Genomic DNA, 13,914 nt, shown 5'->3' with positions numbered 1-13,914 from the left:
AGCGTTAAATTTGAATTGTGGAAAGTGAGAGTTTTTTATCGTATCGATAAATTTTATTTATTAGCATTTAATTGTTGGTTATTTTGACCACATTTTAGTATTTTCAATGAGTACACTTTCGACTTTAGAGCATTCAAAGAATCTCAAGTCATTGTTTTAAAATATTAAAAATAATTGGCACCAAACTTGTTATAAGTAAATTATCATCAGCAAAAAACAGAGAATAAACATGAAAAAATTATTATTAGTTAGCGCAATAATGTGCACCCCAGTAGCAATGGCTCATAACACGAACGACTCTTCAATTTCATTTAGTAACGATGAATGTAACGTTGAATTTAAGAATGATGTACGCATCAAACCCAATGAGTTAGAAATTTTTAAAGCCAATAATCAGCGCATGCTATTTACCGCTGAAGGTGAGCTGTCTATCAATGGCGAGCAAGTAGCATTAAATAGTGCACAGCGCCAAGCAATGACCGACTACACAGACAATTTACGCGTACAATTACCTGAAGTGGCCAATATTGCCCTTGAAGGGGTTAAAATTGCAGGTGTCGCATTAGAAGAAGTTGCCAATGCGTTTAATATTGACGGCCTCGATAATATTTCAACCTTAATGGACGATATTCATCAAGAAGTCGAAAGCACCTTTTATCAGCAAGGTACTTTTGTAATGGGTCAACAAAGCTTTACTCAATTTGGTGAAAACTTTGAACAGCAGTTTGAAAAGCAAATAGAAACAGCGGTTGAATCAGCAGTAATGGAATCAATGGGCAGCATTTTAGTGGCATTGGGCTCTGAGTTAATGAGTTCAGGCGGTGACATGCAAGCATTTGAAGAGCGCATGGAAAATATGGGCGCACAAATAGAAGAAAAAGTAGAGCTGCATGCCAAAACACTAGAAAAGCGTGCAAATTCATTATGTGATGACTTTGTTGAAATAGCGCAACAAGAAACGCAACTAACCGCTCAAGTTCCTGCACTTAAGGGCTATGAGTTATTTACTATTAAACAGCATTAATAGAGTAATACCCCACATTAATCTCCCTTTGCGACATTTGCTTTTAAGCTATGCCGCATTTTGCGTTTTATATCCTACTTAAAACCATTTAACTCAAATAATAGACCGTTGAGCGGATCTACTCTTGCTGTGCAGCATTGTTTTGTGGCTTCATAGTAAAATACAAACCAAAGTATAATCTTCGCTTCGCTCTAGATCACTTAAAATACCGCCCAAGCTGATGATTGTAAGCCCTAATTGCAAATATAATTAAACCCATCTTTTTAGATTTATATCCATGAGATGGTGCGCTCCCCGGTTAGAAGCGCTTTAAAACGCAACTAACTCCAAAGTGCCTAGTAACCTAGGCACTTTTTTTATAATTTAAAAACTTCGCAACACTATTTTTTATCGTTTATTTACTGCTCTTATCTGATAAATAATTAACCGCCTATAAATAACATGTTAAATCTTTGAATAAAGCAAAACTAAGCCCAACCAATACAAAATAATTTAATCTGAATAAATATTCAAAAAACTCTTTTTATAAACAGTTTAAACTCAAAAAAATCGAAAAGACCCCATATAAAAGCGACATAGCAATGAGCCAGGATGAATAATTATACAAAAAATAATAAATCAGTAGTTGAACGATAAATTAATAAACCAGTTTCGGATTAAAAAAACTAATGCTTCACCAGCAATTTTTATCGCTTTATTTTTAACCACCCTGCGTGCAAAATGCACATGTTTTCAACAGACACAACCACGGAGCGAATAAAATGAATCCAATTAATACACTTAACCAAACAGCCACAACTCACGTTGCCGTTAAGCCAACTAATCGCAAAGCAAAAATGCTAGCTAAACTTAATCGTTACGGAAAAAAATTAGCACTTGGCGGTGCAATTCAATACAAATAATCACCCAACCATGATTTTGTATTGTTGCAGCAAACACCCAACCTCTAAATGAAGACTCTTCTTTAGCTCCTCCAGTTTGCTGCCAGCCACCTCATAGCTAAAAATCACCTTAAATCTTCATTATTTATAAAAAAAACCGCATTTACGCTCACTTTTTAAGCAAACGATCTTTTTGCTATTTACACAGACTACTCACCTAAGTATTATCCTGCATCACGACGTGGAGAGATGGCAGAGTGGTCGAATGCACCGGTCTTGAAAACCGGCAGGGGTTTATAGCCCCTCTAGGGTTCAAATCCCTATCTCTCCACCACTTATTTTTATTAATTGGTTTTATCCCGATTAATAACACGCAGAATAATGCGTCGGAGAGGTGTCCGAGTGGCCGAAGGAGCTCCCCTGCTAAGGGAGTATAGAGTTTGTAGCTCTATCGAGGGTTCGAATCCCTCCCTCTCCACCATTACTGAATATAAACCACTTAATTGTGGTTTTTTTGTGCCCAAAAATAAGCTTTGCTGCTAATTGGGAGGGTGAGAGCCCTCGACTGGGTTCGATAAAGTGTCTGGAATAGTTTAGGCCGCTGCAAGCGTCGCGCAGCGATTGATTACATGGATGTAAGCAAGTCTATCCCTCCCTCTCCACCATGACTGAATATAAGCCACTTAATTGTGGTTTTTTTGTGCCCAAAAATAAGCTTTGCTGCTAATTGGGAGGGTGAGAGCCCTCGACTGGGTTCGATAAAGTGTCTGGAATAGTTTAGGCCGCTGCAAGCGTCGCGCAGCGATTGATTACATGGATGTAAGCAAGCCTATCCCTCCCTCTCCACCATTACTGAATATAAACCACTTAATTGTGGTTTTTTTGTGCCTAAATTTTTAACAACCTATGGAATTGTTCGTTTTGAAAAGCGTACTTGACTTAGGCTATTAAATTAAACAAATTGTATGGTGTTACAACTTAGTGCATTATAAATGGTACTTTAAACCAGCTTAGGTTTAACCATGGCAAAGCTAATATTACTACTGTGTTGTTTAGGTGCCTGCACTGTCAGCATGGCAAATGAAGTGACGGTTTTTAAATGCACCATTAAAGGGGTGCCGACTTTCAGTCAAACTCCATGCGCTAAAGACGCTAAAGTGATCACGCTTAAAAACGTCAACATTATGCAAACCAATGCATTGCAATCTGAAAACGCCCTAGTTATCGATACCTCAGTTGATGACTACCTTGAGGTGCAACAAATAGAGCGCGATATTGTGCAGCTTGAGCTTAAAATAAAGCAATACCAACAAGAATACGCACAAAAGAAACAGCAAGTCGGTTACATGACCCAAGATAAAGCAAATCGTTTAGGCGCTGATTCGATTGCAGATGCAATTGCTACAGAAACTGCGGTACTTAAACAAAGATTTGAACCGCAAATAAAACAAGCACAACAACAAATAGCGGCACTCACTCAAAAAAAACAACAGCTTAATCAGCAGCCTTAATTACCTTTTTCACCGTAGCAATAAACGCTTGTATCTCTGACACTGTATTGTATATGTGCGGTGAAATACGAATACCGAGTTTGCGCACATCCACACTTATGTTTGCTGCCTCCAATGCCGCTAATACGGTTTGTTGATGCTCTGCAAAATCTAAAATAGCGGTACCACTACACTGATCTTTATCGTTTGGCGATACTAAAAAAGCAGCTAGCTGCTGCTGAAGTAACGTTAACAACGCCAAATTATGCGCTCTTACTTTATCCACACCAAACTGGGCAATATATTCAATGCTATCAGCGGCAATAACATAAGGGAGTATAGAAGGCGTACCACCCCAAAACCTAAGTGTTTTAGCGTTATATTGAAAATGCGTAATATCAAACTCGAATGGATTTTGATGTGAAAACCAACCAACATCCTTTGGTTCACATTGCGTTATTTGCTGTGGATTTACCCATAAATAAGCAGCTCCTGGGCCCCCGCATAACCACTTCACACTTGAGCCAATCATAAAATCGGCATTTAACGCCGTTAGGTCTATAGGAATAACCCCTGCCGATTGCGCCACATCAATTATTGAGAGTGTGTTTGTCGCTTTACTAAGCGCCACAATATCGTTTAGAGGTGCTTGTACACCCGTATTAGAATAAACATGACTCACAAACACACCATCAATCTCTGGGGTTAAATATCGCTGCCATACCTGCCTATCACTTAGATCTTCATGCTCGGGGATGAAACGTATTGTTGCACATGCAGGGAGTGCTTTTTGCATTACAAACCCCATACTTGGAAAGTCGGCCTGCGCCATTAATACCGTGCACTGTGGTTTATTAAATACGGGGTGCGACATAAGCAATTTAGTTAAACCACTAGATAAGTTAACCTGAGGACAAAACTGCTCAATTGGCGCATTAAATAGCCGCCCTAATGCACCCGTAAAATTTTCTATAGCTGGTAGCCATTGCTGCCATGGCTCTTTGGCACTTTCCTGCCAAGGAGTAAAAAACTGCTCAGTAGCATTTTCTAAAGTACTTTTTAAAGGTCGACCAACAGAGTGGCTTAATAAATAGCAGCCCCTTGGCATACAAAAATCATTTTTAGCCATATTAGTTAATCCACTGTTTTAGCGTATTTAAGTCATCAAAACGCGTATTAATATCGTCTCGCTTAGCTGCTGCACGTCTATCCCTTAATTTAGCTAAGGAATCGAGTAATACTGGCAAAGGCGGTCCACTGGCAGTGACTTTATTAATATGCTGTTGTTGCATTTGCTCTGACGGTTGGGCAATAAACTTTTCGACCAGTTGGTTATGATGACCGATAGCGGTGTCACCATGTAATTTACACACTTGTATAAATAGTTTGCCGTGCTTTTGAAACCACTCTGTATGTTTATATTGCTCGGCTTTTAAGAAGTCATCCATAAAGCTTTGCATACGCATGGCTTCTCGCAATATTTGTTGATCTTCTGGCATCATATATAAAAATTTATCCACCAGCATTTGCGAGTAACTCGGCTCATTTGCACTACAAAGTCCTAGCAGCATATCAATAACATTAATGCCGGCAAAATCTCCCGCATTTGCACCACGGTAAACTTCTTTACCTACCCGGTAAGGCTTGTAGTATGGGCGTACACAATTAAAAAAACGCTCGGTATCAAGTTGAGTATACAAGGCATTATTCGACGCTATTACATCAATAAGTGCCGTTTTAACCACCTCAAGTAGTTCAGCAGTGACGGGATGTGAAATGCCTAATGGCAATATTTTTAGTAAAGCATCACTCGCACGTTTATACGCTAAAATACCTTGGGTGTTGTAATCTAAAAAAAGGGCTTCATCATCAAGATTTGTAAACCGTTTATAGGTGCCATTAATGGCTTTATTATGGGTGGTTAAATGTGCGGTTGCAAAACGAGGGGTTACTCCAATAGAAGCACCAATATGCATAGCAAGCGCCGATGCTTCTATCAGCGGTGAACTATTCTCTCTGCTTGGCTCTGTAATTTCATGTCTACGACAAGCCGCCATAAACAAGCCTACATTACCAAGTAAATCAAATGCGCTATCAAACCCTTCGTCGGTATTACCTTCGGCTAATAAATCTCTGATCAACGCATTACCTTGCTCTTTCAAAGTCTGCTTTAAGTTATCCCCGACCCCTTCAACATTTGCCTTATCTGCTTGCTGCCAATACAACTCCTCTAATTGAGAGTTTAGGGCAACAAACTCAGACCTAATCCAATTATCAAATTTAGCTGTGTAAGAACTCATGACTACATCCTGTTATTATTATTTTTTAATGTTAACAAAGATCCCAGAGGTTAAAGCGCTAAAAAAAATAGTAAAAGCAGCCATTGTTAGCAATAATCACTATCATTAGATAGATAAATAATAAGATTCTACAACTATGTTAGATAATAAAGATCAGCAGCTACTCGTTGCCTTGCAATCTCAAGCTCGAATGTCGGTATCAGAATTAGCCAATACTATTAATCTCTCGGATACTCCTACTCTAAGGCGCATTAAAAAGCTTGAGCAAGAACAGGTTATTATTGGTTATCACGCTGCTATTAACCCTAAGTCACTCAACCTTAATGTACTGGTTTATGCTTTCGTGCGACTGTGCCAAAATTCAGTGAGTGCCGCACAACAGTTTGAACAACATGTAGAAAAGCTACCGCATGTACTTGAGTGTTCTGTGATCTCAGGCAGCCACGACTATTTATTAAAAATTATCTCTCAGGATTTAGAAAGTTATGAGCAGTTTGTAAAGCACCAACTAGGAAGCTTAAGCTGTATCGCCAACATAGAATCAACCGTTGTATTAAAGCAATCATTCAGTAAAAAACAGCTACCACTTTAAAATATACGCCTAGGTTAGGACCGTTTATTTTCGAAGTTAATTAGGTAATAATTAGCTTTAGTATAAGCTTTTTGATTACACCTTTTTATAAACTAATCTTAGCAGCTCAAGTCTAAATAAAGATGACTCAGTATTTCTTTTGCCATCAAAATCAAACCTAAAAACAACGCTAATTTGAAAGTATTATATTTAATCAACATCTTGCAAAACCTCTATAACTCGATAAGCTCTCAGAATGTCTTTGCGTATATTGCTATGTTAAATGAACACATACCCACATATAAAATTTATCAATAACTTAATAATAATCACGCGCTATAACTTAAGCACCTCTTTTTCCTTATGTACTTATGCTCGCAGTACCAAGATAAGGCTATTATTATGAGCCACTTTTCTCACCAATGGTTTAATAGCATCAACCAGATTGACGCAACAAAATGGCATCATTTTTTTGGCGATGATCCTTTTACTCAACACGCTTTTTTATACGCACTTGAACAAAGCCAATGTGTAAGCGCAAAAACAGGTTGGCAGCCTCATCACTTAGCCGTTTATGAAGGCGATGAACTCATTGCGCTTGCCCCTGGCTACTTAAAAGCGCACTCCTACGGTGAATATGTATTTGACTGGGCATGGGCTGAAGCTTATGAAAAAAATGGCTTAGATTATTACCCTAAATGGCTATGTGGTATTCCCTTTAGCCCGATTGAGGGACAAAGAATAGGTATTATGCATAGCAATCCAAAGCTAGTGTATAAGTACATAACAGAGCAACTTAATAGCCACTGCGTAGAACAGGCATGGTCAGGCTGGCATGTAAACTTTTGCGACAAAGCACAAGCCACCCATCTTTATGATACCGGTGCTATGCGAAGAATCGGCGTGCAGTTTCAATGGGTTAATAATAACTTTAAAGATTTTGACGATTTTTTAAAAACCTTTAATGCCCGAAAGCGTAAAGCCGTTAAAAAAGAGCGCGCTAAAATCACAGAGCAAAATATCAGTATTGAATGGCTCAAAGGCGAGAAAATCACTACCGCTACAATGCAGCTTTTTTGTGAGTTTTATCAACGCACTTATTTAAAACGATCGGGTCATTTAGGCTACTTAAACAGTGATTTTTTTAGCTTGTTACACGCTTTAATGGCTGACAAATTGCTCATTATGCTAGCCAAAAGAGACCAGCAAGTAATTGCCGCCACCTTAAGCTTAATTGGTGATAATACCCTTTACGGCCGTTATTGGGGTGCTAGTGAAGAGATAGATTCGCTTCACTTTGAGCTGTGTTATTACCAAGGGATTGATTATGCTATTAAGCATAACATTCAGTGCTTTAATGCTGGGGCACAAGGAGAGCATAAAATCGCTCGTGGTTTTCAACCGATAATCACTTACTCTGCCCATCACATTGTTCACCCCGATTTTAATAATGCCATTGCAGATTACTTAGAACGCGAATGCCAACATATCGAAATTTACAAACAACAATGTAGCACTTTATTGCCGTTTAAAAATGAGTAACTGATTATTTGCAGGCATCGCAGTATCGCTGAGTAACTTAAGCCCATATTGCACTGCAAGCTGCTCAACCGCTTCGAAATCACGAATACCACTAAGCGGATCGCGACTTTGCAATAAACTATTAAATTCATCATTACTGGGGCTGGTAAACTCCCCTTTATATTTGAAAGGGCCATATACACACACCACTCCTTGCTGGTTTAAGTGCTGATTTACTCCAGCAAAAAAACGCGTAATTAACTCCCAGCTCACTATGTGAAAAGTATTAGCAGTATATACCGCATCCACTTTATTTACTGGCCAAGAATAGTTTAGATCAAGTAATAAAGGCGGATGCAAGTTTGCCAGTTGCACCTCATCATGCCATAACTTTATTCCTTGATGATTAACCTCTCGATCACTGGTATACCATTGTAAATGTGGCAATTTTTTGGCAAAGAAAACACTATGCTGACCCGTCCCCGAGCCTATCTCAAGTACTGATGCTGCATTTTGCAATGCAGGCTGCAAAGCCTTAAGTATATGATTTTTATTATTTTCGCAGGCTTGTGAAAACGGTTTGGTCATACTGATGCACCTAAATTGCAAATGAATGCACAATAGTAAAACAAATTTCAGCTATTCTGTCGTGAGTAAATTGACCAAAATAATAAAATAACATCAATTTCAATACGTTAAATTATCTTTACCGAGCTGGTACGCTATATGCTTTTATTAAATTACTCACTTAATGAGTACTAAACTACAAAAGGATAACATTATGTATATTTCACCTTATACCGCAGTAGATGCTGCAATGGCAGTTACAGACAAAAGCCTAGATAAAACGAGTTATGAAACAGATTGTAGAGCAACGGTTATCGACTTACTTTCTCATGTAAAAAATACTCAAAAGGCACAAAACAAACATGAAACAGACCAAATATTTATTCTTGGCTACAATTAAAATTCTGTTTAGCCTTGTAACCGGCTGTTTATATAAATACATTATTTAAGTCGACTTAAAATCAGTTTAAGTCGACTTTTTATTTTGTTCCATCATTAGCTTACCTTGACGCCCTCTACTTTTTAGCTATACCGTTGTAAATAGTAATAACAGCACCATATCTTTTTATATAGCGTAGTTAAATGTCATATATTCTCTTTTATAGGAGTACTAATGAGTAACTTTAGAACAGAATCAGATAGCATGGGCACACTCAACGTGCCTGCTGACGCACTTTATAAAGCACAGACCCAACGCGCCATCAATAACTTTACGATCAGTAGCCTCACAATGCCGCAGCAATTTATTATTGCCTTAGCGTATATCAAGCAAGCCGCTGCAATAGCCAATTTCAAACTAGGCCATTTAGATAAAACGAAAGCAAATGCGATCGACCATGCCTGCCAAGAAATTATTGATGGTAAGCATTATGAGCATTTCCCCGTTGATATTTTTCAAACTGGCTCAGGTACTAGCTCAAATATGAATGCTAATGAGGTCATTGCGAGCTTAGCCTCAAAACAAGCTAACCAAGCTATTCACCCAAATGACGATGTGAATATGGGGCAAAGCTCTAATGACGTTATTCCCACTGCGATTGCTTTGAGTAGTGCGATCAGCGTTGATAAAAAATTACTGCCAGCACTAGCAAATTTAGCAGACGCCTTAGAGCAAAAAAAAGCAGACATCGGTCACATAGTTAAAACTGGGCGCACTCATTTAATGGATGCAATGCCAATAACTTTTGAGCAAACACTCAGCGCATGGCAATCGCAGGTTAAGCATGCAGCTAGCAGTATTGAGCATGCACTAATACGTGTCTGTGAGCTAGCGCAAGGTGGCACAGCAGTAGGTACAGGTATTAATGCCGACCCACAATTTGCCGCTCTATTTGCCACACAGCTAACTGAAAAGGTAGGGATTCAATTTACCCCTAGCGATAACTTTTTTTATAATATTGGATCGCAAGATGCGATTGTCGCTTTATCAGGACAGCTAAAAGTCTATGCAGTTGCACAAATGAAAATAGCCAACGATTTACGTTGGATGAACTCAGGCCCACTTGCGGGACTTTCAGAAATTGAACTTGAAGCATTACAGCCTGGCTCATCAATTATGCCTGGTAAAGTGAATCCGGTGATCCCAGAAGCCGCTGCAATGGTTAGCGCCCAAGTCATTGGTAACGACGCAACTATTACGGTTGCAGGCCAAGCTGGCAACTTTGAGCTTAACGTAATGCTGCCGGTAATCGCTTACAATATTTTGCAAAGTACCGAGATACTCGCTAATAGCGCGCAAGTGTTGGCAGATAAAGCCATTGCTAGCTTTAAAGTTAATCAAACTCAGATAGATAAAGCATTAACTAAAAACCCGATTTTAGTGACTGCGCTAAACCCTGTTATTGGCTACGAAAAAGCAGCAAAAATTGCTAAGCAAGCTTATCAGCAAGCACAGCCAATTATTGATATCGCTGAGCAAGAAACCGACCTATCTCGATCAGAATTAGAGGCATTACTCAATCCAGCTAAATTAACGCAAGGCGGGTTAACTTAAAAACTCTCCTTATCACCTCTTTAATATGTTGATAGTAGAGTTTTTATTGCTGTAATGAATGCACAGTGTATGATAGTGATGAATAATTCATCACTATCAGGAACGATTATGCGTACTCCATTACTCGCTCTACTGCTACCGCTTTGCTTAACGGCGTGCTTAGAAACAACCTCAAATAAAACTGAGCAAACTAAAACCAATGCGGTAGAAAATACGTCTACGCCGATACCGCAACAAAAATTACCACAAGCGAATAAGCAAAATAAAATAGCACAGCCATTACCTGCTGATGCAGCAAAAGAAGTGTCGCTTGATGATATTAAAACAGCAAAAGCTAAGCTAAACAGCCTCATAGCAGATAAGCAATGTTCAACGAGTTCACAGTGTAAAGTGAATGCTGTTGGTAGCCGTGCCTGTGGTGGACCGAGCGATTATATTGTGTACTCTACACAAAGCGCCCCCCAAAAACAGGTTTCAGCCCTAAGCGATACAATTACTCAATTGGAAAGTACTTATAATGCGCAAAAAGGCATGATGAGTATTTGCCAACATTTAACTGCGCCTAGTACCCAGTGCGTTGAAAATAAATGTGTTAAACTTGAAGGCTCTGCGGTAAGTGTATTTTAAGGATTAGATTATGAGTTGTTTGTCATCCGTAATTAAACTATCAGCTGCCAGTGTTGTCATGACTATGCTGCTTAGCGGTTGCAGTAGCGCACTAACACCAAGCACAGCTCAAAACGCGAGTGAATCTGTTTTAAATACTCAGCTTAATGAGCTTACAAGTAATAAAAGCTGCACAGCCAGTTATCAATGTAAGGTGTTAGGTGTTGGCTCGCGTGTCTGTGGGGGGCCGAGTAAGTATGTTGTGTATTCAACATTAAATAATTCTCAAAAGCATGCCGAGCAATTAGCACAAAAAATCACTCAGCAAGAACAAAAAAATAACACTGCGCTTGAGTTCGATGACTGTTCACCAGTGCTAGAAGTTCACTCTTTATGTATTGATAACCAATGTAAAACCGTTAATTACCAGTAGCAGTTCGTTTCGGTGTTAATTTAATAGTGGTATTAACACCGAAATAACCACTACCATGAAAATACATACACCAGCCTTAAAAATGTATTCCAAAGGCATGTTCTTTTGTACCCAATAAGCATATATAAAACGCACAAAGTAGCTTGCCGCTGTGCCAAATAACGCAAACATAAGTAAGTAGGCAATCAATATAATATTCACAGCTGCACTTCTTTAGAAATAATAACCTCAGTGTAAGTATTTTATATAAAGAAGGCAAAAGGGTTACTTAGTCTTTTTTGTATGCTCAATGAGTAGATCTGCTACCTGTTGCTTTACCGCTCTTTTATCATCTACTGCAACTTCAAACCGACTAGCCAATTGCGCTATTTCATCATCATTTAAATTAAACGATAAACGCTGCCGTGTTTTTTTAGACTTTACATCAAGGCCTAAAATTTTGCGGATCATATCTGAGGGAGTAAGTTCTTGGTCGATAGCTTGTTTTTTTATCGACTTTTGTACCTCACTACTCAAATCAAAGGCCATTTGCGTGGCGCGCACAGCTTGCTCTTGGCGCAACCACTTGTCTTTAGCATCACTCACTGGGCATCTCCAGGAAACAAGTCAACGATATCGCTAATTGGGCGAGTTAATGTCAGTGATACTTCTGTTTCACCTCCCTCCCAAATTTCGATATTAACGCTATGCCCTTCATCGGGTGACGCTAAACAAATCATTTCACAGGGTTCACCACCGTCTTGCTCATAGCGAGGTAGCGCTTGGCCACGAAAATCTTTATTATGAAAATAACATACATAAGGTGATTCGCTTTGTTGATAACTGCCAGCTAAAAACTGCATTAAGCGCTCAGGCGTATTTTTAACTGTAATATGCGTTAACGATTCTTCATCAAAAATACGTGAAAACTCATCCAAACCAAATACTTCATCAACATCATCACGCTGAATCTTTATTGAGAAATTAGCCCACTGCTCACCATCGTTTTGTTCTATTTGTAAAAACACCACTTGGCCTGTGTTAGTTTCAAGTACGAATTCAGTATCACTACTATGTTGGTACTGATACGTTTGCACATCAATAACGCGAAGTGTTTGGCCTTTGAGCCATGCAGGATAAGCAAACGAGTCAATCACTGTAAACATGTCACCTTTTTTAAGGTCACTCGCGTGATTAAGCTGACGTTCTGGCTTTTTTTTAGATTTGAAAAAATTAAACATATAAGGTGCCTCTGTAAGCAAAAAAGGTAACGGAGCAAAACTCGGTTACCTTTTTAATATGGTTCTAAATGTTAGCTATTTTGCTTCGCTTTAATGCGCGCTAAAATATCAGCACTTTTTGGATTGGTATCACCAATACCCGCTTCAGCCATTTTAGCTTTTAAATCATCGCCATTAACATCTGCTTCTAGAGACTTTGCAGCACCTAATTGATCAGTACGGTCTTGTTGGCGTTGCTTAATGCGCTCAAGCGACTGACGAGCTGATGTCATCGACGAGCTATTAGTATTAAGCGTGCTATTTACAGCCATTGTCGCTTGTTGAACGCTTTCTGTGGTTTTAACCATAGTAAGCTGACGCTGGTTTTCTTTAATTGATTTTTCAGCATCTTTAACTTGCTGCTTCAAGGTCACTATGTGATTAGTAAAGCCCGCTAATACTTGCTCGTGTTCGGCTTTCTCAGCTTCAAAGTCACCAATTTTTTCTGCAATTTCTAATGCTAATGCTTCATTCCCTTTTTCAAGGGCTTGACCTGCATACGCTTCGTGCTCAGCAATTGATGCATCTACTGCGCTAATTTTACGTTTGGTTTGCATCTCTTTAGCCATTACTTCTGTCAGGCTTTTTTTAGCACGATTTAGTGCATTTTGTGCATCGGCAATTTCTTGTTCAAAAATACGAATACCATTCGCATCAACAATTGCTTCGCCCGCTTCACGCGCGCCACCACGTACCGCTGTAAATAATTTTTTTAAAATACTCATAATCTTAACTCCAAAAACTTGTTTATATCCTATTAGGTAAAGCGAGAGCCATATACTATTAGCAATCAGCACTTACCTAGGCGGGTATCCTAATCGTTTAAATACAAGGTCACGGCTTCTAGTGCATCAATTGCGTTATCCGCTAACGTCACTAGTTCGTGGGTAACGTCATCTAATGATGAATTTACCGAAAGTGCACCAAAAATCGCATATTTATTATCGATTTTGGCAAATGCACTTAGCGGAATTGGTACGTTTAAACGCAGTAGTGTTTCGTTTAACTCGTCGCGTAACTCGCTTTTTACTTCGTCTTCACCAAACAAGTAGCTAATACATAATAATTGCTCTTGTGTTTGGGTAACAAAAATTGGAAGCTCATCGTTTCCATCAACAATGACTTGTAAAACATCTTGCTCACCTGGATTGGCAATCAAGAAAGACTCAAAGTTAGCACCCTCAGTTTCAAAAGACGCTAATTTTATTGAAAGTTCATTTAATTCCATGTCTCTGCCTTTTTGTCGTTTGACATATTATGTCTGAGTTA

Annotated in this window: 17 protein-coding genes and 2 tRNA genes; 11 read left to right on the top strand and 8 right to left on the bottom strand. The window is 38.9% G+C overall.

Annotated elements, in window-relative coordinates:
- Nucleotides 1-229 precede the first annotated feature (229 nt).
- From FLM54_RS00305 to FLM54_RS00285, 5 genes are all read left to right on the top strand, one after another.
- The gene (locus tag FLM54_RS00305; RefSeq protein WP_178954479.1) at nucleotides 230-1,024 is read left to right on the top strand and encodes a YggN family protein; all 795 of its coding nucleotides are present in this window, start codon (nucleotides 230-232) and stop codon (nucleotides 1,022-1,024) included.
- Between the two features lie 761 nt (nucleotides 1,025-1,785).
- Entirely contained in the window at nucleotides 1,786-1,926 is a 141-nt protein-coding gene (locus FLM54_RS00300; RefSeq protein WP_010392563.1) for a hypothetical protein, read from the top strand.
- A 222-nt stretch (nucleotides 1,927-2,148) separates the two neighbouring features.
- Nucleotides 2,149-2,239, top strand: a tRNA-Ser gene (locus FLM54_RS00295).
- A gap of 54 nt (nucleotides 2,240-2,293) precedes the next feature.
- Nucleotides 2,294-2,386: transfer RNA gene (locus FLM54_RS00290), tRNA-Ser, on the top strand.
- 541 nt (nucleotides 2,387-2,927) lie between these two features.
- Nucleotides 2,928-3,416 (top strand): RNA-binding protein, encoded by a 489-nt coding sequence (locus FLM54_RS00285; RefSeq protein ID WP_178954477.1) that lies wholly within the window; start codon nucleotides 2,928-2,930, stop codon nucleotides 3,414-3,416.
- Here the strand turns inward: FLM54_RS00285 and FLM54_RS00280 are convergent.
- Entirely contained in the window at nucleotides 3,400-4,524 is a 1,125-nt protein-coding gene (locus FLM54_RS00280; protein WP_178954475.1) for an aminotransferase class V-fold PLP-dependent enzyme, read from the bottom strand. The genes FLM54_RS00285 and FLM54_RS00280 overlap by 17 nt on opposite strands.
- Nucleotide 4,525: 1 nt before the next feature.
- Nucleotides 4,526-5,695: a monodechloroaminopyrrolnitrin synthase PrnB family protein gene (locus tag FLM54_RS00275; RefSeq protein ID WP_178954474.1), complete on the bottom strand. Its 1,170-nt coding sequence runs from the start codon at nucleotides 5,693-5,695 to the stop codon at nucleotides 4,526-4,528.
- Nucleotides 5,696-5,831: 136 nt separating this feature from the next.
- Here FLM54_RS00275 and FLM54_RS00270 point away from each other — a divergent pair, with 136 nt between their 5' ends.
- Together FLM54_RS00270 and FLM54_RS00265 are read left to right on the top strand one after the other, a co-directional pair.
- Complete coding sequence (locus FLM54_RS00270; RefSeq protein WP_010392556.1) at nucleotides 5,832-6,287, top strand: Lrp/AsnC family transcriptional regulator; 456 nt, start codon at nucleotides 5,832-5,834, stop codon at nucleotides 6,285-6,287.
- 381 nt (nucleotides 6,288-6,668) lie between these two features.
- Nucleotides 6,669-7,808, top strand: coding sequence for a GNAT family N-acetyltransferase (locus tag FLM54_RS00265; protein ID WP_138609626.1), 1,140 nt, complete (start codon nucleotides 6,669-6,671; stop codon nucleotides 7,806-7,808).
- Here FLM54_RS00265 and FLM54_RS00260 read toward each other — a convergent pair.
- Nucleotides 7,785-8,375 (bottom strand): DUF938 domain-containing protein, encoded by a 591-nt coding sequence (locus FLM54_RS00260; protein WP_010392551.1) that lies wholly within the window; start codon nucleotides 8,373-8,375, stop codon nucleotides 7,785-7,787. The two genes, FLM54_RS00265 and FLM54_RS00260, sit on opposite strands and share 24 nt — an antisense overlap.
- Nucleotides 8,376-8,568: 193 nt before the next feature.
- On the opposite strand from FLM54_RS00260, the gene FLM54_RS00255 reads away from it, so the two are divergent.
- The 4 genes from FLM54_RS00255 (at nucleotide 8,569) to FLM54_RS00240 (ending at nucleotide 11,386) form a co-directional block, all read left to right on the top strand.
- On the top strand, nucleotides 8,569-8,754 hold the full coding sequence (locus FLM54_RS00255; protein WP_008113269.1) for a hypothetical protein: 186 nt from the start codon (nucleotides 8,569-8,571) through the stop codon (nucleotides 8,752-8,754).
- Between the two features lie 213 nt (nucleotides 8,755-8,967).
- Complete coding sequence (locus FLM54_RS00250; protein WP_178954472.1) at nucleotides 8,968-10,347, top strand: class II fumarate hydratase; 1,380 nt, start codon at nucleotides 8,968-8,970, stop codon at nucleotides 10,345-10,347.
- A gap of 108 nt (nucleotides 10,348-10,455) precedes the next feature.
- Nucleotides 10,456-10,974: a hypothetical protein gene (locus tag FLM54_RS00245; protein ID WP_178954470.1), complete on the top strand. Its 519-nt coding sequence runs from the start codon at nucleotides 10,456-10,458 to the stop codon at nucleotides 10,972-10,974.
- 10 nt (nucleotides 10,975-10,984) lie between these two features.
- Complete coding sequence (locus FLM54_RS00240) at nucleotides 10,985-11,386, top strand: hypothetical protein (protein ID WP_010392543.1); 402 nt, start codon at nucleotides 10,985-10,987, stop codon at nucleotides 11,384-11,386.
- A 15-nt stretch (nucleotides 11,387-11,401) separates the two neighbouring features.
- Here FLM54_RS00240 and FLM54_RS00235 read toward each other — a convergent pair whose 3' ends face one another.
- The 5 genes from FLM54_RS00235 to FLM54_RS00215 form a co-directional block, all read right to left on the bottom strand.
- Nucleotides 11,402-11,587, bottom strand: a complete 186-nt coding sequence (locus FLM54_RS00235; RefSeq protein ID WP_021033113.1) for a hypothetical protein — start codon at nucleotides 11,585-11,587, stop codon at nucleotides 11,402-11,404.
- Between the two features lie 63 nt (nucleotides 11,588-11,650).
- Nucleotides 11,651-11,971 carry a hypothetical protein gene (locus tag FLM54_RS00230; RefSeq protein ID WP_010392540.1) on the bottom strand — a complete coding sequence of 107 codons (321 nt, stop codon included), beginning with the start codon at nucleotides 11,969-11,971 and terminating at the stop codon, nucleotides 11,651-11,653.
- The gene (locus FLM54_RS00225) at nucleotides 11,968-12,606 is read right to left on the bottom strand and encodes a DUF4178 domain-containing protein (RefSeq protein ID WP_138609634.1); all 639 of its coding nucleotides are present in this window, start codon (nucleotides 12,604-12,606) and stop codon (nucleotides 11,968-11,970) included. Before FLM54_RS00225 ends, FLM54_RS00230 begins: the two co-directional genes overlap by 4 nt.
- 71 nt (nucleotides 12,607-12,677) lie before the next feature.
- Entirely contained in the window at nucleotides 12,678-13,370 is a 693-nt protein-coding gene (locus FLM54_RS00220; RefSeq protein WP_055013441.1) for a PspA/IM30 family protein, read from the bottom strand.
- Nucleotides 13,371-13,459: 89 nt separating this feature from the next.
- Nucleotides 13,460-13,873 carry a YjfI family protein gene (locus tag FLM54_RS00215; protein ID WP_008113284.1) on the bottom strand — a complete coding sequence of 138 codons (414 nt, stop codon included), beginning with the start codon at nucleotides 13,871-13,873 and terminating at the stop codon, nucleotides 13,460-13,462.
- Nucleotides 13,874-13,914: the final 41 nt, after the last annotated feature.

The sequence above is a fragment of the Pseudoalteromonas sp. Scap25 genome, from assembly GCF_013394125.1.
GTDB lineage: Bacteria > Pseudomonadota > Gammaproteobacteria > Enterobacterales > Alteromonadaceae > Pseudoalteromonas.
The sequence above is the reverse complement of the archived record's forward strand: the minus strand, read 5'-3'. Positions and strand labels throughout refer to the sequence as shown.